Origin of the sequence: Clostridium sp. AM43-3BH (assembly GCF_003479985.1) — a bacterium.
In the GTDB taxonomy this organism is placed as follows: domain Bacteria; phylum Bacillota; class Clostridia; order Lachnospirales; family Lachnospiraceae; genus Otoolea; species Otoolea fessa.
In genome coordinates, this window is the sequence record NZ_QUIH01000002.1 from 310,490 (window position 1) to 329,408 (window position 18,919).

Consider the following 18,919-nt stretch of genomic DNA (forward strand, 5'->3'; position numbering starts at 1 on the left):
TCAATCCTGTCGCTTAATATAACCCGCCACTGACAGTTTCTCACCAATATATACATATAATTATCACGTTAAAAAGCCATGCAGAGATTCTTCAATAAAAACATTCTGCAATCCATAAAAATACAGCCGGAAAAGGTGCACCCAAAACCGCACTTTCTCCGGCTGTTTTCAATAAAACTTATTATTTGATCACACGCACGCGCATCATACCCTGAATAGCTTTCAGCTTCTCAATCGTCGCCGCGTCTGCCTTGGTCTCCAGATCAACCAGCGTATAAGCGTATTTATCACGGCTCTTGTTCGTCATGTTTGCGATGTTCATGTCAGTCGATGCCAGGATCGAGGAAATCTGTCCGATCATGTTCGGCACGTTCTTATGAAGAAGTGCAAGACGACCTACGGTTGTGCACACGCCCATATCGCAATTCGGAAAGTTGACGGAATTCTTGATATTACCATTGTCCAGGTAATCCATCAGCTCTTTGACTGCCATCACGGCACAGTTATCCTCGGATTCTTCTGTGGATGCGCCCAGATGTGGGGTTGCGATGACGTTCGGCATCTGCATTACTTTTGCATTCGGGAAATCGGTGATATAGCGTTTTACACGACCGGAAGCCAGCGCCTCTGCCATATCGTCGTCATTTACCAGAAGGTCACGCGCAAAGTTTAAGATAACCACACCGTCCTTCATCTGTCCCAGGCTGTCTTTGTTGATCATCTGGCGGGTGCTGTCAAGCAGCGGTACATGAACGGTGATGTAATCGCATTCCTGATAGATCGTATCAACCGATGTGATGTGCTTTACGTCTCTGGAAAGCATCCACGCTGCTTTGACAGAAATAAACGGGTCATAGCCGTATACTTCCATGCCGAGCGCTGCAGCTGCGTTTGCAACCTCTGCGCCGATGGCGCCCAGTCCGATAACACCAAGCTTTTTGCCGCGGATCTCATGACCGGCAAATTTCTTTTTCGCCTTCTCCATATCTTTGGAGATATTTTCATTGTCCTTCTGCTCCTTGCACCAGTCGATGCCGCCGACTACGTCTCTGGCTCCCAGCAACATGCCAGCCAGCACCAGCTCTTTGACACCGTTTGCATTGGCGCCCGGTGTATTGAATACGACAACACCAGCCTCCGCACACTTGTCAAGCGGAATGTTGTTGACGCCCGCTCCGGCACGTGCAACAGCACGCAGTCCCTTCGGAAGTTCCAGATCATGCATGGCAGCACTGCGGACCAGAATGCCCTCTGCCTCCGCCAGGTTGTCAGTCATCTCATAATTTTCGGTCAGTAAACCGGTTCCCAGCTTGGAAATCGGGTTCAGGCAATGGATTTTTCTCATTTTTTAACTCTCTTTTCTTTCAAAATTTCAAATCTTCCCATACGCGGGCTGTTTTTGTTTTAAAAAGTCCACTGCTGCAGCAGAAAGGAACGGATTCCCCCTCCCTTTCGCCGCAGCAATGGCATAAATTTTAAAATTGATTAATTTGTATGTTTTTTCTCAAATTCGCGCATGAAAGCAACTAATTTCTCAACGCCCTCGATCGGCATTGCATTGTAGATGCTGGCACGCATACCGCCGACGGTACGGTGACCTTTTAAGTTCACAAAACCTGCCTCTTTGGCTTCCTTGACAAACAGGGCATCCAGATCTGCATCGCCGGTGACGAACGGTACGTTCATCAGGGAACGGTCTTTTTTCTCAACGGTTCCCTTGAAGAGCTTGCTCTCATCGAGGAAATCGTAAAGAATCTTCGCCTTCTTCTCGTTGCGCTCCTTCATGGCACTTAAACCGCCCATTTTCTTGAGCCATTTAAATACCTTGCCGCACATATAGATGGTGTATGTAGGCGGTGTGTTGTACAGAGAGTCATTGTCTGCGTATGTTTTGTAGCGCAGCATGGTTGGTGTTCCCGGAAGAACATCCTCAGTGATCAGATCCTCGCGGATGATGACGATCGCCATACCAGCCGGACCTACGTTCTTCTGGACACCGCCCCAGAGAATACCAAACTTACTCACATCGAGCGGCTCTGACAGGAAACAGGAGGAGATGTCTGCTACCAGTGTCTTGCCCTTGGTGTTCGGAAGCTCGTGGTATACGGTTCCGTAAATAGTGTTATTTAAGCAGATATACACGTAATCTGCGTCCTCATCCACTGGAAGGTCCGAACAATCCGGGATGTAGGAAAAGGTCTTGTCAGCGCTGGATGCAATCGCGTTGGCGGTACCAAACATCTTTGCCTCCTGATATGCTTTCTTTGCCCACTGTCCGGTGATGATGTAATCCCCCACCTTATTTTTGAACAGGTTCATCGGAACCATGGCGAACTGCATATTGCCGCCGCCCTGTACGAATAATACTTTGTAATTGTCCGGAATCTGCATCAATTCGCGCAGATCCTTCTCTGCATCATCAATGATGGCCTGGAAATCCTTGGAGCGGTGGCTCATCTCCATGACGGACATGCCGCTGCCCTGGTAATCCAGCATCTCTGCCGCTGCCTCTCTCAGTACCTCCTCCGGAAGTACTGCCGGACCTGCCGAAAAGTTATAGACTCTGCTCATAATAAATCTCCTCCTGTCTTACACAAAAATGTGATAATTGCCCCCATTTTACAACTATTCGATGCGTAAGTCAATCTCATCAAACGCTTCCTCGATGGGTTTTCCAGCCGGAACCATCGGGAATACCTTGTCATCGCTGCCGATCTGGCACTCGATCATAACCGGGATATTTAAGCTGATCGCCTCGCGCAGCACCGGCTCCACATCCTCTTTCTTCGTGATACGGTATGCTTTCGCGCCCATGCCCTCTGCCACCTTGACGAAATCCATCTGATCGTAAAGCTCCGTCTGGGAATAGCGTTTTCCATAGAACAGGGTCTGCCACTGGCGCACCATACCCAGAACATGGTTGTTAAATACAACCTCGATAACCGGAATGTTGTAGCGGGTTGCCGTCGCAATCTCGTTCATGTTCATACGGAAACAGCCGTCTCCGGCAATATTGATAACCGTCTTATCCTTGCAGCCCATCTTCGCACCAATCGCTGCGCCCAGACCGTAGCCCATCGTGCCCAGACCGCCGGAGGTCAGAAGCTGTCTCGGACGTTTGTATTTATAATACTGTGCCGCCCACATCTGATGCTGTCCGACATCGGTACAGATGATCGCATCGCCGCCGGTTACCTTGTAGATCTCTTCCATGATATACGGACCGGTCAGAACTTCCTTGTTGTAGCGGAGCGGGTACATATCTTTCAGACGCTCAATGTGGCTCAGCCACTCGTCATGGTTCATCGGATCCAGACGCGCGTTTAGCTTACGCAGAATAATCTTGACATCACCAATAATGCTCGCATCGGTCTGGATGTTTTTGTTGATCTCCGCCGGATCGATATCTATGTGTAAAATCTTTGCATTGGCTGCGAAATGGTTCGGATCGCCCACAACACGGTCACTGAAACGCGCGCCTACAACGATCAGCAGATCGCACTCTGCCACACCGAGGTTGGATGTCTTGGTTCCGTGCATACCGATCATACCGGTATAAAGGACATCGGTTCCGTCAAATGCACCTTTACCCATCAGGCTGTCACCCACCGGCGCCTGAATTTTATGTGCAAATGCACTTAATTCATTGGCAGCATCCGATGCCACTGCACCGCCGCCGACAAAAATAAACGGTTTTCTCGCCGCCTTGATCATCTCGATCGCCTTTTCCATGTCTTCCTCACGGATCAGCTCTGTCTCGCGCTCGATCGGCTGCGGTTCCTTCGGCTCGTACTCGCAGGCCGCTGCCGTCACATCCTTGGTGATATCCACCAAAACCGGACCCGGACGGCCACTCTTAGCAATCACGAACGCACGACGGATCACATCTGCCAGCTTCGTGACATCCTTTACGATAAAATTATATTTCGTGATCGGCATGGTAACACCCAGAATGTCGATCTCCTGGAAGCTGTCTTTTCCAAGAAGCCCTGTCGTTACATTACAGGTGATGGCTACCATCGGAATGGAATCCAGGTTAGCCGTTGCAATACCCGTAACCAGGTTTGTAGCTCCCGGACCGGATGTCGCCATACACACACCGACCTTACCGGTTGCTCTCGCGTAGCCGTCTGCCGCGTGGGACGCTCCCTGTTCATGAGAGGTCAAAATATGGGTGATTTCATCCTTGTGTTTATAAAGTGCATCATAAATGTTGAGGATCGCGCCGCCCGGATAACCGAACACCGTGTCTACCCCCTGCTCTTTCAAGCATTCAATGACAATCTCTGCTCCTGTCAATGTCTTCATCTGTCTAACCTGCTTTCCTTCCTTAAACCATTTTAAATGCATATACTCCCGGGCTTTCATCAACCGCAAAAGCGGGGCTGAAAAACTCCGAGAGTACATATCCCCGCAAAGCTTCCGAAAGCGTCTGTCGCGCTGTCAAGTTCTCCGTAGGGGCAGCCTGATAAATCGTCCCATCCACTGCCTTTTGGCACAAGCAGTACTTTCCGTCTCAAAAGCACCTGTCTGAAGCCCGCAATGATTACTTCTGTGTCTTCGGAACCTCCAGGATTGCGCCCCGGTTTCCGCTCGTTACAAGCGCTGCGTAACGTGCCAGGTATCCGGTCGTAACCTTCGGTTCTCTCGGCTGCCATTTCTTTCTTCTCTCTGCCAGCTCCTCGTCGGATACGAGTACGTTCAGGGAGTTATTATTGATATCGATGGAAATAATATCGCCTTCCTCAACCAGCGCGATCGGTCCGCCGACTGCCGCCTCCGGAGAAACGTGTCCGATGGATGCACCTCTGGATGCGCCGGAGAAACGTCCGTCTGTGATCAGAGCTACGCTGGAACCAAGTCCCATACCTGCGATGGCAGAAGTCGGGTTCAGCATCTCACGCATGCCCGGACCGCCCTTCGGTCCCTCGTAACGGATGACAACAACATCGCCAGCCACGATCTTGCCGCCCTTGATCGCTGCAATCGCGTCTTCCTCACAGTCAAACACACGCGCCGGTCCCTGATGTACCAGCATCTCCGGTGCAACGGCAGAACGTTTTACAACGCCTGTATCCGGTGCCAGGTTTCCTTTCAGGATCGCGATACCGCCAGTCTGGCTGTACGGATTGTCGATCGGGCGGATAACCTCCGGATTCTTGTTGACACAGCCCTTGATATTCTCGCCAACGGTCTTGCCGGTTACGGTCATGCAGTCCAGATTCAGAAGGTTCTTCTTGGACAGCTCATTCATAACCGCATACACGCCGCCTGCCTCGTTCAGATCCTCCATATAGGTCGGACCTGCCGGTGCCAGATGGCACAGGTTCGGGGTGCGCTTGCTCATCTCATTGACCAGCTCCATGTTCAGGTCTACGCCTGCCTCATGTGCAATCGCCGGAAGATGCAGCATACTGTTGGTAGAACATCCGAGTGCCATATCCACGGTCAGTGCATTTAAAAATGCCTTTTCTGTCATAATATCTCTCGGACGGATGTTTTTCTCATACATCTCCATAACCTTCATACCAGCGTGTTTTGCCAGTTTGATTCGCTCGGAGTAAACTGCCGGGATCGTACCGTTGCCCTGAAGGCCCATGCCGAGTACCTCTGTTAAGCAGTTCATGCTGTTGGCGGTGTACATACCGGAACAGGAACCGCAGGTCGGGCAGACCTTACATTCGAATTCTTTCACATCTTCTTCCGTCATGGTGCCTGCTGCGTAGGAACCAACTGCCTCGAACATGCTGGAAAGACTTCTCTTCTGTCCCTTTACATGACCGGCTAACATCGGACCGCCGCTGACAAATACAGTCGGTACATTGACGCGGGCTGCTGCCATCAGAAGTCCCGGTACGTTTTTATCACAGTTTGGAACCATAACCAGCGCATCGAACTGATGTGCCAGCGCCATACATTCGGTGGAATCTGCGATCAGATCACGGGTAACCAGAGAATATTTCATGCCGACATGTCCCATAGCGATACCATCACAGACTGCGATCGCCGGAAATACAACCGGTGTGCCGCCAGCCATCGCTACACCCAGCTTCACGGCATTTACAATCTTGTCCAGGTTCATGTGTCCCGGAACAATCTCATTATAAGAACTTACGATACCGACGAGAGGTTTGTTCATCTCCTCTTCCGTCATACCGAGTGCATTAAACAAAGAACGGTGAGGTGCCTGCTGCATCCCTTTTCTTACTGCATCACTTTTCATCTTTTCGTCTCCTTCTATCTCTTTCGACGACCTCCGCCCCTGGTGACAGGGGCGGTTTTTACGTTTATCTTTGATTTTATCGCATTTATGGAATTTTTGCAATCTTTCTATTTAATTCTCTCACAGATCAGCCTGCCCATCTCAACGGTTCCAACCTGCTTGCAGCCATCCGCCATGATATCCACGGTACGGTAGCCCTCGGTCAGTACCTGCTGTACGGCATCCTCGATGGCTTTTGCTTCCTTATCCAGATCGAAGGAATAGCGGAGCATCATCGCTGCGGAAAGAATAGTTGCGATCGGGTTTGCGATGTCCTTGCCCGCAATGTCCGGTGCGGAACCGTGGCTCGGCTCGTAGAGACCAAATTTGCCCTCGTTTAAGCTGGCTGAAGACAGCATACCGATGGAGCCGGTAATCATGCTTGCCTCGTCAGAAAGGATATCGCCAAACATGTTCTCAGTCAGGATCACGTCGAACTGTCCCGGATTCATGACAAGCTGCATCGCGCAGTTATCAACCAGCATATGGGTCAGGGTAACTTCCGGATAATCTTTAGCAACTTCCTCGACTACCTTTCTCCACAGGCGGGAGGAATCCAGTACGTTTGCCTTATCGACGCTAATAACGCTCTTGCGGCGCTTCATCGCGATATCGAATGCCTTGATTGCGATCCGGCGGATCTCATTTTCATTGTAGGTCAGGGTATCTACCGCGGTCGTCACGCCATCAATCTCCTTCGTGTAACGGTCACCGAAGTACAGACCGCCGGTCAGCTCACGCATGATAACCATATCGAAGCCGTCGCCGATGATCTCTTTCTTTAACGGGCAGGCATCTGCCAGCTCTTTGTAGAGGTATGCCGGGCGGATATTCGCGAACAGTCCCAGACCTTTACGGATGGCAAGAAGACCGGCCTCCGGACGCAGGTTCGGAGCTACATCGTACCAGCGGGAATTTCCCACGTTGCCGCCGACTGCACCGAGCAGGACGGAATCACTCTTTTTCGCGGTCTCCAGTGCCTCATCGGTCAGCGGTACGCCGTACTCGTCGATGGAACAGCCGCCCATCAGGATTTTTGTATAATTAAATGTATGACCGTAGACGGCGCCCACCTTGTCCAGCACGCCGCATGCCTCTCTCACAATCTCCGGTCCGATTCCGTCGCCCGGAATCACAGTAATATTGCAATTCATAATAAAATACCTCCCTTGTTTCAAACGGTTACTTTTTATCATATCGGATTCCGTCCTATTTTGCAATCTTCTGACGAAGGAAAACCGGTATTCCCCATATAGTAATTTGGAATTTATTCTATAACCTGGGGTTATCTGTAAAATAAAAAAGAATGTGCCTTGGCACATTCTCGCGCCGAGCGCGGTCGCTTGCGACATGTTTCTGCTTCGCGCGAGGGCGCATCATTGGCACGTTAGTGCCTTTTTGTGTAATAGGGAATTCCAAGGAATTTCCTGTTACACAAAAAAAGGACCGCCGCCCCCATCGGGAGCTGCGATCCTCTCACTTTCTTACCGTTCTTCTTAGACTTCCGGTTTCTCAACCTGAACGATTGCATCCTTACGCATCGGGATGCGGCAGTTCTTGTTGCTTCCGAACTCTACGATTACAGTATCATCGGTCATATCGATAATCACGCCGTAGAAGCCGCTGGATGTCAGAACGCTGTCGCCTACTGCTACGGTTGCCATCAGTTCTGCCTGTTTTTTCTTTTCCTTGGACTGTGGACGGATTGCCATAAAATAGAAGATGGCAATGATAAATACAAGGTAAACGATCATTCCGCTTGTGCTGCTCATGTGGTATATTTCCTCCTTTAGTTCGATTCACCCATCATGCCTGCAAGTTTCTTTGCTTTATACTCAGCATAACAGTGATGTTCGATCGCGTCGCGAATCTCTTCCATCATTTTATTATAAAAATACAAATTATGCAAGACGCATAATCTCATCCCCAGCATTTCCTTCGCCTTAAACAGGTGGCGGATATATGCGCGGGAGTAAGAACGGCATGCCGGGCAGCCGCAGCCTTCCTCGATTGGGCGCGGATCCAGCTCATATTTGCTGTTCAGGAGATTTAATTTGCCATGGTTCGTGTATACATGGCTGTGGCGTCCATTCCGGGACGGGTACACACAGTCAAAGAAATCGACGCCCCGGTCTACCGCTTCCAGGATGTTTGCCGGTGTTCCAACGCCCATAAGATAAGTCGGCTTGTCCTCCGGCAGGTGCGGAACGACTGCATCCAGAATCCGATACATTTCCTCATGGCTCTCGCCAACTGCCAGACCTCCGACCGCATAGCCATCGAGGTTCATTTTGCTGATTTCCTTCGCGTGTTCGATACGGATATCCTCGTAAATCGCACCCTGATTGATACCAAACAGGAGCTGTTCCCGGTTGACCGTATCCGGCAGTGCATTAAGGCGTGCCATCTCATCCTTGCAGCGCGCCAGCCAGCGCGTCGTGCGCTCCACTGATTTCTGTACATAGTCCCGATCGGCAAGACTCGGCGGGCACTCATCAAATGCCATCGCGATCGTCGAACCTAAGTTGGACTGAATCTGCATACTTTCCTCCGGTCCCATGAAAATCTTGTGACCATCGATGTGGGAGTTAAAATAAACGCCCTCTTCTTTAATCTTCCGCAGTCCCGCCAGGGAAAACACCTGAAATCCGCCGGAATCCGTGAGGATCGGGCGATCCCAGTTCATAAATTTGTGCAGACCGCCAAACTGTCGGATCAGCTTGTCGCCGGTACGGACATGGAGGTGGTAGGTATTGGAAAGTTCCACCTGCGTGCCGATCGTGCGGAGATCATCGGTCGAAACCGCGCCCTTGATCGCCGCCACCGTGCCGACATTCATGAAAACAGGCGTCTGGATGGTTCCGTGGACCGTTTTCATTTCCGCGCGTTTTGCGCGGCCATCTTTGTATAAAATCTTGTATTCCATCTTTTTTCCTATACTTTTTACTTCTCTGCCTTTGCCTTCTTGCCAGCCGGTTTGGCATTCTTCTCCATGCGCTTTTTATTCAGCACATACCAGACAGAGCCGGACAGGCATACGGACGAATACGTACCGCAGATCAGACCTACCATCAGCGGAAGAGCAAACTCACGGATGGAAGATACACCCAGGATGTAAAGAATCAGGACCATGACGAAGGTCGTCAGCGTCGTGTTGATGCTTCGCGTCAGGGTCTGGCTGATACTGGTGTTGACGATCGTCTCAGCGGACTCTTTATTGCCCAGAAGCTTCATATTCTCACGGATACGGTCGAAGATAACGATCGTCGCGTTGATTGAGTAACCGACAATCGTCAGCATGCAGGCGATGAACGTCGAACCAACCGACCAGCGCAGCATCGCATAGCAGGTCAGGACAACCAGTACATCGTGCATCAGGGCAAGAACCGCGCCCGCCGCGAACGTGATATTGCTGAAACGGAACCAGATGTAGATCAACATGCAGATCGTCGCAATCGTAACCGCCACAATCGCATCGCGCTTCATCTCCTGGCTGACTGCACCGGAGATACTATCGGCTGTGATCTTCTCTTTATCCACACCAAACTGATCCGCCAGCGCCTGGTTTAACTCTTCGCGCTCGTCCATGTTCAGGGTACGTGTCTTGATGATAACCTCGTTGCTTCCGGCTACCTTCTGGGTCTGTGTGCCAGCTTCGCCGGTAATCTTTTCTACCACCGGAACCACCTGGGAGGAAATATCTTCCAGAGACATATCCTCGTTAAAGGTAACGTTTGTAGAAGTACCGCCTCTGAACTCCATGCTGTAGTTGAGCGGCACACCCATCGAAGACTGATTGTGAACCATGCTGCCGACGCCTGCCAGAATGATCACGAGCGACAGAGCAAAGTAAAGCTTGCGGAATTTCAGGAACGGACGCGTCTTCATATCCTTGCGGCATCCGTAGAATTTCGCATCCTCAAAGCCCATCTCATAGAAGCAGTTCAGGGCAAATTTGGTTACAAACAGCGCCGTGAACATAGAAAGCACGATACCGATTGCCAGCGTCGCCGCAAAGCCCTTGACGGTACCGGAACCTCTCCAGAACAGAACCGCTGCCGCAATCAGGGTGGTTACGTTTCCGTCGATGATCGCGGAAAGTGCCTTGGCGAAACCTGCCTTGATCGCATTCTTGACGGATGTTCCCAGACCGATCTCCTCTTTGATACGGGTGAAAATGATAACGTTCGCATCCACCGCCATACCAATCGACAGGATGATACCAGCCACGCCCGGAAGCGTCAGAGTCACCTCAAATGCAACTAACAGGATCAGGATCAGACCGACATACAGGCACAGAGCCAGAGATGCAGCCAGACCCGGAAGCAGATATACGGCAATCATAAATACAATGACAATGGCAAATCCGATCAGACCTGCCTTTAAGCTGGTGGAGATCGCCTCCTGGCCCAGCTTCGCGCCAACTACGTTGGAACGCAGCTCTTCCAGCTCCAGGGACAGGGAACCGATACGGATCGTGGACGCAAGATTATTTGCCTCTTCATAATCCGCCATGCCGTCGATCTGGCACTGTCCGCCTGTGATCGCCTCACGGACGGTCGGAGCAGAAATAATCTGGTTATCATAAATGATATAAATTGGTTTTCCGACGCCATTCGTGGTCGCCTCAGCAAATGCCTGTTTACCTTCCTCGGTAAAGGTCAGAGAAACGACATACGCCTTGGAACCGGTCGCCTTATCCTCGGTCATGCCGGCTTTCGCGCTGGCAACCTGTTTACCATCAAGGATCTGATTTCCTTCAGAGTCCACGAAAATCAGGGAACCCGGTTTTCCTAACTCTTCCAGAATCGCGTTGGCATCCGATACACCCGGAATATCTACGTTGATACGGTTATTACCCTCCTGGTAAACCTCCGCCTCGGTACTGTAATTCTGTACACGCTGCTGGAGCTTGTAGATCGTATCCGCCATATCCTCGGAAGACGGATTTTCTTCTTTCGCCTGATAGGTAATGCTGACACCGCCAGCCAGGTCAAGACCCAGCTTGATCTGATTCATCGTCGAATAGCCGAAATAGCCGAATACGCCGATGGCAATCAGAAGGAGCAGCATCCCCAGGAAGCTTTTTCCTTTTTTGTTCTTCATTCCTCTCTCTCCTTGTTCTCTACTCGTCAGAGCCGTCTGCAAGAGCAGCTTTTATCATGATCGCGCACTCGATACGTTTTTTCTGCATCTCGCACCCGATATCATACGCATCCGTGATGGAACCGTGGAAGTTGTAGGAATTGGCCGCACAGCCGCCACTGCAGTAAAATCTGGCAAAGCAATCCCGACATTTGTCTTTCGCATAGACATTGCAGAGCTTGAACTCGTCGCGGACTGCCGTGTTGGTCACGCCCGTATCCACGTTGCCGAGCAGGAAATCTTCGTTTCCTACAAACTGATGGCACGGATAGAGGTCGCCCCACGGGGTAACTGCCAGATACTCAGTTCCTGAACCGCATCCGGACAGACGTTTTGCCACGCACGGTCCCTGTGTCAGATCGAGCATAAAGTGGAAGAACGTGAAGCCGCGTCCCTCTTTGTGTCTCTTGACATACTCTGCTGCCAGACGGTCATATTCCTCGAGAATCTGCGGAAGATCCGCCTCTTTGATCGCGTAAGGCTCTTCATCCGGTGCTACGACCGGCTCAACCGACATTTTCTTGAATCCAAGATCGGCAAAATGCAGAACATCTTTGCCAAAATCCAGGTTGTTGTGTGTGAAGGTACCACGCACGAAATAATCGCGGTCTCCGCGCTTCTCTGCAAATTTCTGGAACTTCGGCACGATCAGGTCGTAGCTTCCGGTTCCGTTGCGGAATGGGCGCATCTTGTCGTTGACCTCTTTTCGTCCATCCAGACTGAGCACGACGTTTGACATCTCGCGGTTGCAGAATTCCATAATTTCATCGTTTAACAGAACGCCGTTGGTGGTCAGTGTGAAACGGAATTTCTTGTTGTGCGCCTCTTCCTGGGAACGTCCGTACTCGACTAACTGTTTAACCACCTGCCAGTTCATCAGCGGCTCGCCGCCGAAGAAATCGACTTCCAGGTTCCGGCGGTTTCCAGAATTGGCAATCAGGAAATCCAGCGCTTTCTTGCCGACCTCAAATGTCATCAGCGCTCTGCGTCCATGATACTCGCCCTCTTCTGCAAAGCAGTACTGACAGGCAAGGTTGCAGTCATGCGCGATATGCAGGCAGAGTGCCTTGACAACCGTCTGGCGCTTCTTGAAATCCATAACGAAGTTTTTGTAAATGTCAGCGGTAAAGAGTTCTTCCTGATCGATGAGCTCCTGAATGTCCTCAAACGCCTCTCTGATCTCTTCCTGGCTGTATTTCTCTTTTAATGCTGCCGCCGTCTCGTCTTTCAGGGACTGGGCAATCTGAAACGGCTTCTCGCTATCCGGAATCCGCTCCGATAAAAAGGAAATCACATCGTACAGAAGCGGATCGACCGAATGGACGGAGCCACTGTTGACATCCAGTACGATATAATATCCATTATTTATATACTGATGAATCACTGTCTTTCTCCTTCTATAAGACATAGGCAGGCAGACAACCCGGAACATATGCAGTCCTCTCCTCGGACCGCGCTCCGTCTTGTCTGCCTCCCTGTGTCAACTCTGCGTTTTCTCAGACTCCAGCTCTCCCACTCATGAAAAGCTCTGATTTATCAGAAAACGCCTCATTTGTTTTGTACTGCCAATTAGCGGTTCTGGTTCTCGCAGCTCTGGTTACCTACAGTACAGGATGTCTTACATGCAGACTGGCAGGATGTCTGGCACTCGCCGCAGCCGCCTTTCTTCATGCTGTTCTTCAGTGTGCTTGCGCTCAGTGTCTTTACGTGTTTCATCTCTATGTCCTCCTTCATTTTTTTAGTATATAAAGTCCTACAGATTATATCATATGTTGCCCGCTTGTGCAAGCATTTCAATTTACCGTGTTTCTCACAGATTCCGGCTTTTTTGGAACTGTTCACGGGTAGGCACTTTTGGAACCGAAAGTGCCGTAAGAAAACGTGGTGGCAGCAGGAATTTGCCGTATTGAGATGCGAAGCCACGGCAAATTCCGTTACTGGGCACGTATGCGTGAACAGTAACGCTTGTTTGTAACAATGTTTCATTCTGCAGGCATATTTGTCCTTCTTTGTTCATACGAATAGAAAAAGAATGCACACAGGTATTTTATCATGGAAAAATCAGCTATCCAGATTCTGCTCCGTTCTTCCCTCTTCTCCTACGCGGCAACCGCTGTCTTTCTGCTTCTGCTCGCGTTTGGGATGTACCGGTTTCAGTGGGGTGAAAAGGAAATCACGCTAGGAGTGCGCGGCATCTACATTCTCGCCTGCTTTCTGGCAGGACTCGTCGCCGGAAAGAAAGCAAAAAGGCGCCGGTTCCTCTGGGGATTCTGTGCCGGCGCCCTTTATTTTCTTATTTTTCTAGCCCTGTCTTTTGCGATCCGACAGTCCCTCAAGGAGACTGCCTCATCCCTGCTGCTTTCCTTCGCCCTCTGCGCCGGAAGCGGCACCATCGGCGGTATGTTTAGCTAACGCCGCCTCCGACGGGCTTAACAGGTACAGATGAATCTTATCGATCCGGTTCTTATCCACACATTCGACGACGAGGCGGACGTTTTCCACCACAACCTCTTCTTTTTCCTGTGGAAGATGGTTCAAAAGTCCGATCACCAGTCCGCCAATGGAATCATATTCGTCTGACTGGAGTTCCAGATTCAGGCGTTCATCCAGATCGTCAAGTTTGACCGAACCGTCTACCATGTATTCCCGCGGGGCGATGCGCTGTATGGACTTTTCCTCGTCTCCATCGTACTCGTCCCGGATATCTCCGACAATCTCCTCCAGCATATCTTCCAACGTGATAAGACCGACCGTCGAACCGTACTCGTCGAGCACGATCACGATGCTGATCGCTGCTTTCCGCATCTCGCGCATCAGCTCAGCAACCTTCTTAAATTCATATGTATAGAGAGGTTTCCGCAGATATTTCCGGACAGAAAAGCCCTCTTCCCCGCCTTTTAAGAAAATATCCTTGATGTTCAGAACACCGATGACATTGTCCGTCGTCTCCTCATAGACCGGGTAACGCGTGTATTTCTCACTGCGGAATACCTCCATCAGCTCGTCATACGTCGCATCCACATCCACAAACGTCATGTTGACCTTTGGAAGCATGACATCGCGCGCCACGGCGTCCCCAAAATCAAACACATTGTTGATCATCTTCTTCTCTTCGGACTCGATGACGCCCTCTTCGTGGCTGACCTCCACGATCGTCCGTAGCTCATCCTCTGTGATGGACTCCCCCTTCGCCTTCACATCCACGCGAAGCAGCTTCAACACTAAAAATGAGAGCTGGTTGACCACAAAAATGACCGGTGTCAGCACCGTCATGATATAATAAATGATTTTGGCGAACCGAAATGCAATCCGCTCAGACTGTATCGTCGCAACCGTCTTCGGCGTGATCTCGCCGAAAATCAAAATCAAAAGCGTCAGAATGCCCGTCGCAATCCCTACGATCTTGTTACCCCAGATGTGGGTGGCAAGAACCGTCGCAAGAGAAGACGCATACAGGTTTACCACATTGTTGCCGATCAGAATCGCACTCAGCATTTTGCTCGGATCCTCTATGATCTTTAATACATACTCTGCCTGCTTATCGCCATTCTCCGCCAGCGTCCGCACCCGGATCTTGTTGACCGTCGTCAGCGCCGTCTCCGTTGAAGAAAAGAAAGCCGACATCAAAAGCAGCAGTACCAAAATCAATAGCTGTATCCCATCACCAGAACTCAAAAAACTCAACTCCTATCTCCCCTCATAGGGGATTACTCTTTTTTAAGGTTGATTCTACCGTATTTCATAGGTTCTGTCAATAAATACAGACCTGCATTTCCATACTTCTGCCATATCCGGGAGTTTGACAGTTGTATAATAGAAAAATACCTTGCAGGCCGCATAGAACCTGCTTTTTTTGTGTCAAAAAAATTCGGAGTCTTTTTATATTGCAAAAAGCTATATTAATAACGAGGGAAAAAGTACATCTGTTAATGTGCGTAAACTGGGAACACTTAAAGAACTCCTTATTAAACATGGACCTCATACTCTCTGCTCCACCATGCCTGATATCCCGTATTTCCGGTCACTATTTCCTTATCACTAAAGCATATTTCAGTCTCAGCCGGAATCTCAACAAAGCTTGGGCGTGACATATAAATCTTTATGTTATCCATTTCAAATATCATTTTAAGAACATTCGGACCACATTCTTCCATTGCACTTTATTTTACTTTACCCTATAATGTTTATAAAAACAATCCAATTCTTACAGTCATAAAAGATACGGAACGACTGCCCTGGCAGCCATATCCTATTTTTATATCATAAAGGAGATAAGCAAATGAATTTATCCCTCGGAATCGACATCGGCAGTTCCAGCACCAAGGCGGCGGCGCTGGATGAGCATGGCACTCTGCTTGGTACGCTTCAGGTTCACGCGGATGACCCGCGCACCTCGGCTTACGGTGTTCTCGGGCGTTTCCTGGATCAGCAGGGCGCTTCGTTTGATGATGTTGAAAAAATCGTCCTGACCGGGCTCGGTTCGACGTATTTCCATGAAAATATCTTCGGCATCCCGACCATCCATGCCCTGGAGCTGGATGCCATCGGACACGGCGGCCTATACCTGTCCGGGCTTGACGAAGCGCTGGTGGTCAGCCTTGGAACCGGCTCTGCCTTTATCCGCGCTTCCAGGACAAACGGCTTCCGTCATCTGGGCGGAAGCGGCGTCGGCGGTGGGACACTTGCCGGCATGGCGGAGCGTTTTCTCGGCGTCACCGACATTTTTGCCCTCTCAGAGATGGCGCTGCGCGGCAATAAGGCCATGGCAGATCTCCGCATCGCCGACGTGCAGGAGGAAGATGTCCCGGGACTTGCCGCCGACTTAACCGCTGTCAATTTTGGGCGAATCAAAAGCGGCGCCTCGGATGCTGATCTGGCTGCCGCTCTTTTCAATATGATTTATGAAAATGTGGGTGTGATGGCGTCCCTAGCGCTCAGCCAGGACACCACCCGAAATGTCGTCCTGACCGGTTCTCTCGCCAGCCTTGCACCTGCTGCAAAGACCTTTGACATTTTCAATCAGATGCACGATGTCTTTGGAATCGACTATATCATTCCGCCTCATCCGTCTTTCGCCACGGCAGTCGGAGCGCTTTTATGTGATCCTCTGCCGGAGAAGTAAGATCACGGACGGCTCCCAGCAGATCGAAGGCTGCGATCAGGGCGCTTCCTGCGAAGATAAAAAAGTCTCCCAGATTAAAGACGACCTTTTCCAGATATTTACACCGGATGCTGAAATAATCTACCACATAACCGCGTTTGAGGCGGTCATACAGGTTGCTTAAACCACCCGCCGTGATGAGGGCAAACCCGATCCGATCGGCTTTTCTGCCTTCGTCCCGGCACAGTAACCATGTCAGAATGCCCGCTGCCGCCGAAGTAAAGACAACCGGCACCATGCGAACCAGTTCTTTCTTTTCTTTTTTTACTCCAAAACAGAAACCGTCGTTGTGATTGCGGTACAGACGGATCTTTCCATGGCTTTTTTCCATGTCGCGCGGAAAATCTTCCGGTTTCTGGGCTTCTATGTTTTCCTTGCAGAAATAATCGATGCCGAACAGGGCAACTATCATATACAGGTATTTTTTCATAAGGGCACCTCCTCATATAAATGTCATTATCTAACTTATATTTATTATAACAAGTTTTTCCGACAGAGTATAGGGAAGCTTTCGTATTTTACCGCATATCTTATCTTAAATTCTAAAAAATCTCTATGGAAAACGCTATGAATTGTTCTTCTCTTCCAGACAACCAAACCGCCGATTTTATCGAACGTTTTTTTCCTTTTACCTATAACCAGATTTTGGAAAATGATTCCGGCTGCTATGATTTTGTCAATCATGAGTATGTGATCTGGCACCGGTCTCTGGCGGAGGCGCTGCCGCTCTCAGTCCAGCAGTATGGCTATGACTCGATCCCGAATCTTTATACCATATTAGATACATCCAGCCTGGACAGCGCAGGAATTTCCCGGACGGCAGAACAGCCCTTCCTGGGAAACAAGGGGCGCGGGACGCTGATTGGGATTGTGGATACGGGGATCGATTATACAAATCCCTTGTTACGCGATCCGGATGGAAGCACGCGCATCGCCGCCATCTGGGATCAGACGGTTCCGGGCGCGGGGCTTAGCACGCCGGATCCGATCGATGCGCTGCACTACGGAAGTGTCTACCAGCGTTCCCACATCAACGAGGCGCTGCGCTCGGAAGATCCGCATTCCATCGTTCCCACCTCGGATCCTCTCCGCCACGGCACGCAGATGGCGCTGGTCGCCGCCGGTTCCGAAGATGCCGATGCTTTTTTCTCCGGGGCGGCGCCGGAATCGGAACTGGTCGTTGTCCGCTTGAAACCAGCCAGAACCTATCTTCGCGATTTTTTTCTGATCCGCGAGGATGCCATCGCCTTTCAGGAGGACGACATCATGCTCGGAATCAAGTTTCTTCTTTATATTGCCAGGCAGGAGAAAAAGCCCCTTGTGATCCTGCTGGGTCTTGGCACCAATACCGGAAGCCACAGCGGCACTTCGCCGCTTGGTCTGTATCTGAACAGCCTGTCGCGCGCCAGCGGGCAGATTCTGGTCGCCGCCGGAGGCAATGAAACCGGGCGCGGGCACCATTTTCGCAGTGTATTTCCTGCTTCCACCTCCTATGAGGATGTGGAACTGCGGGTCGGTCCCGGCGAACGGGGATTTACGCTGGAACTGTGGGCGCGTGAATCGGAGCTTTACAGTGTCGGATTTTTATCCCCCTCCGGCGACGAAACGGGACGCATCCGGCTCTCCGGCGACGAAGAACGCCGGATTCCCTTTCTTCTGGAAGGAACGACCATTCACCTCAACTACACCAGCTCCGAGCTGGCGACCGGAAGCGAACTGATCCTGATGCGCTTTGATGCCCCCGCCGCCGGAATCTGGAAAATCCGCGTCTACCACACGCTCTCGATTCAGGGTGAATATCATATGTGGCTGCCGGTGCACGGCTTTATCTCGGATGAAACCTTCTTTCTGCGCCCGGATCCGGACACAACCATCACCGATCCGGGCAATACAGCAGCCATCATCACCACCGCCGCCTACAGCCACCAGACGGGCGGGATCTATCTGCATTCCAGCCGCGGTTTTACCCGCACCAGAACTATCAAGCCCGACCTTGCCGCCCCCGGCGTCCGGCTCCCGCTTCCCGATTATCAGGAGGTAACCGGAACCTCATTTGCCGCCGCCATGACCGCCGGAGCCGCCGCGATCCTGCTCTCCTGGTCTGCCTATACGCCATCAGCCCCGCGGATCAACACCTCGATTGCCAAGGCATTTCTGATCCGCGGGGCTGACCGCCGAAATTCCATCGAATATCCCAGCCGGGAGTGGGGGTATGGGACGTTAAACCTATATAACTCTTTTTTATCCATGAGAAGTTAATTAACTTCTGCTGTTTTCTCTTCACACACAAATTGCTTTTCCGGATCCTTACATCGCTAACTTTCACCACATCCATGACACCGTTCACCGAT

15 protein-coding genes are annotated in these 18,919 nt (G+C 50.8%); 3 read left to right on the plus strand and 12 right to left on the minus strand.

Annotation, left to right across the window (positions count from 1 at the left end; translation table 11 throughout):
- Positions 1 to 181: 181 nt before the first annotated feature.
- The 10 genes from DW931_RS04860 to scfA form a co-directional block, all read right to left on the minus strand.
- Complete coding sequence (locus tag DW931_RS04860; protein WP_022359875.1) at positions 182 to 1,345, minus strand: phosphoglycerate dehydrogenase; 1,164 nt, start codon at positions 1,343 to 1,345, stop codon at positions 182 to 184.
- Positions 1,346 to 1,485: 140 nt separating this feature from the next.
- On the minus strand, positions 1,486 to 2,571 hold the full coding sequence (gene serC, locus DW931_RS04865; protein WP_107001472.1) for a 3-phosphoserine/phosphohydroxythreonine transaminase: 1,086 nt from the start codon (positions 2,569 to 2,571) through the stop codon (positions 1,486 to 1,488).
- Positions 2,572 to 2,625: 54 nt separating this feature from the next.
- On the minus strand, positions 2,626 to 4,308 hold the full coding sequence (gene ilvB / locus DW931_RS04870) for a biosynthetic-type acetolactate synthase large subunit (protein ID WP_118482351.1): 1,683 nt from the start codon (positions 4,306 to 4,308) through the stop codon (positions 2,626 to 2,628).
- A gap of 238 nt (positions 4,309 to 4,546) precedes the next feature.
- Complete coding sequence (gene ilvD, locus DW931_RS04875) at positions 4,547 to 6,223, minus strand: dihydroxy-acid dehydratase (RefSeq protein WP_107001470.1); 1,677 nt, start codon at positions 6,221 to 6,223, stop codon at positions 4,547 to 4,549.
- Positions 6,224 to 6,330: 107 nt separating this feature from the next.
- A complete protein-coding gene (gene leuB, locus DW931_RS04880) occupies positions 6,331 to 7,416 on the minus strand; it encodes a 3-isopropylmalate dehydrogenase (protein WP_117796026.1) in 1,086 nt (361 codons plus the stop codon).
- Positions 7,417 to 7,758: 342 nt separating this feature from the next.
- Positions 7,759 to 8,034 carry a preprotein translocase subunit YajC gene (gene yajC, locus DW931_RS04885; protein WP_022359870.1) on the minus strand — a complete coding sequence of 92 codons (276 nt, stop codon included), beginning with the start codon at positions 8,032 to 8,034 and terminating at the stop codon, positions 7,759 to 7,761.
- A gap of 17 nt (positions 8,035 to 8,051) precedes the next feature.
- Complete coding sequence (gene tgt / locus DW931_RS04890; RefSeq protein ID WP_022359869.1) at positions 8,052 to 9,188, minus strand: tRNA guanosine(34) transglycosylase Tgt; 1,137 nt, start codon at positions 9,186 to 9,188, stop codon at positions 8,052 to 8,054.
- A 17-nt stretch (positions 9,189 to 9,205) separates the two neighbouring features.
- Entirely contained in the window at positions 9,206 to 11,368 is a 2,163-nt protein-coding gene (gene secD, locus DW931_RS04895) for a protein translocase subunit SecD (RefSeq protein ID WP_117796027.1), read from the minus strand.
- A 19-nt stretch (positions 11,369 to 11,387) separates the two neighbouring features.
- Positions 11,388 to 12,791 carry a thioether cross-link-forming SCIFF peptide maturase gene (gene scfB / locus DW931_RS04900; RefSeq protein WP_107001519.1) on the minus strand — a complete coding sequence of 468 codons (1,404 nt, stop codon included), beginning with the start codon at positions 12,789 to 12,791 and terminating at the stop codon, positions 11,388 to 11,390.
- Positions 12,792 to 12,976: 185 nt separating this feature from the next.
- Entirely contained in the window at positions 12,977 to 13,123 is a 147-nt protein-coding gene (gene scfA, locus DW931_RS04905) for a six-cysteine ranthipeptide SCIFF (RefSeq protein WP_022359867.1), read from the minus strand.
- Between the two features lie 336 nt (positions 13,124 to 13,459).
- Between scfA and DW931_RS04910 the strand changes: the two genes are divergently transcribed.
- Positions 13,460 to 13,819 (plus strand): TIGR04086 family membrane protein, encoded by a 360-nt coding sequence (locus DW931_RS04910; RefSeq protein ID WP_107001467.1) that lies wholly within the window; start codon positions 13,460 to 13,462, stop codon positions 13,817 to 13,819.
- Here DW931_RS04910 and DW931_RS04915 read toward each other — a convergent pair.
- Positions 13,754 to 15,082, minus strand: a complete 1,329-nt coding sequence (locus DW931_RS04915) for a hemolysin family protein (RefSeq protein ID WP_118482347.1) — start codon at positions 15,080 to 15,082, stop codon at positions 13,754 to 13,756. The two genes, DW931_RS04910 and DW931_RS04915, sit on opposite strands and share 66 nt — an antisense overlap.
- Positions 15,083 to 15,686: 604 nt before the next feature.
- Between DW931_RS04915 and DW931_RS04925 the strand changes: the two genes are divergently transcribed.
- Positions 15,687 to 16,529: a BadF/BadG/BcrA/BcrD ATPase family protein gene (locus DW931_RS04925; RefSeq protein ID WP_118626914.1), complete on the plus strand. Its 843-nt coding sequence runs from the start codon at positions 15,687 to 15,689 to the stop codon at positions 16,527 to 16,529.
- On the opposite strand, the gene DW931_RS04930 is transcribed toward DW931_RS04925, so the two are convergent.
- Entirely contained in the window at positions 16,459 to 16,998 is a 540-nt protein-coding gene (locus DW931_RS04930) for a signal peptidase II (protein WP_118482346.1), read from the minus strand. The two genes, DW931_RS04925 and DW931_RS04930, sit on opposite strands and share 71 nt — an antisense overlap.
- A gap of 137 nt (positions 16,999 to 17,135) precedes the next feature.
- On the opposite strand from DW931_RS04930, the gene DW931_RS04935 reads away from it, so the two are divergent.
- A complete protein-coding gene (locus DW931_RS04935) occupies positions 17,136 to 18,827 on the plus strand; it encodes a S8 family peptidase (RefSeq protein ID WP_118626915.1) in 1,692 nt (563 codons plus the stop codon).
- Positions 18,828 to 18,919: the final 92 nt, after the last annotated feature.

What these genes read in the sequence shown, in the direction of transcription:
- DW931_RS04860 (WP_022359875.1), bottom strand. Translation starts at nt 1,345, where the DNA reads ATGAGAAAAATCCATTGCCTGAACCCGATTTCCAAGCTGGGAACCGGT.
- serC (WP_107001472.1), bottom strand. Translation starts at nt 2,571, where the DNA reads ATGAGCAGAGTCTATAACTTTTCGGCAGGTCCGGCAGTACTTCCGGAG.
- ilvB (WP_118482351.1), bottom strand. Translation starts at nt 4,308, where the DNA reads ATGAAGACATTGACAGGAGCAGAGATTGTCATTGAATGCTTGAAAGAG.
- ilvD (WP_107001470.1), bottom strand. Translation starts at nt 6,223, where the DNA reads ATGAAAAGTGATGCAGTAAGAAAAGGGATGCAGCAGGCACCTCACCGT.
- leuB (WP_117796026.1), bottom strand. Translation starts at nt 7,416, where the DNA reads ATGAATTGCAATATTACTGTGATTCCGGGCGACGGAATCGGACCGGAG.
- yajC (WP_022359870.1), bottom strand. Translation starts at nt 8,034, where the DNA reads ATGAGCAGCACAAGCGGAATGATCGTTTACCTTGTATTTATCATTGCC.
- tgt (WP_022359869.1), bottom strand. Translation starts at nt 9,188, where the DNA reads ATGGAATACAAGATTTTATACAAAGATGGCCGCGCAAAACGCGCGGAA.
- secD (WP_117796027.1), bottom strand. Translation starts at nt 11,368, where the DNA reads ATGAAGAACAAAAAAGGAAAAAGCTTCCTGGGGATGCTGCTCCTTCTG.
- scfA (WP_022359867.1), bottom strand. Translation starts at nt 13,123, where the DNA reads ATGAAACACGTAAAGACACTGAGCGCAAGCACACTGAAGAACAGCATG.
- DW931_RS04910 (WP_107001467.1), top strand. Translation starts at nt 13,460, where the DNA reads ATGGAAAAATCAGCTATCCAGATTCTGCTCCGTTCTTCCCTCTTCTCC.
- DW931_RS04925 (WP_118626914.1), top strand. Translation starts at nt 15,687, where the DNA reads ATGAATTTATCCCTCGGAATCGACATCGGCAGTTCCAGCACCAAGGCG.
- DW931_RS04930 (WP_118482346.1), bottom strand. Translation starts at nt 16,998, where the DNA reads ATGAAAAAATACCTGTATATGATAGTTGCCCTGTTCGGCATCGATTAT.
- DW931_RS04935 (WP_118626915.1), top strand. Translation starts at nt 17,136, where the DNA reads ATGAATTGTTCTTCTCTTCCAGACAACCAAACCGCCGATTTTATCGAA.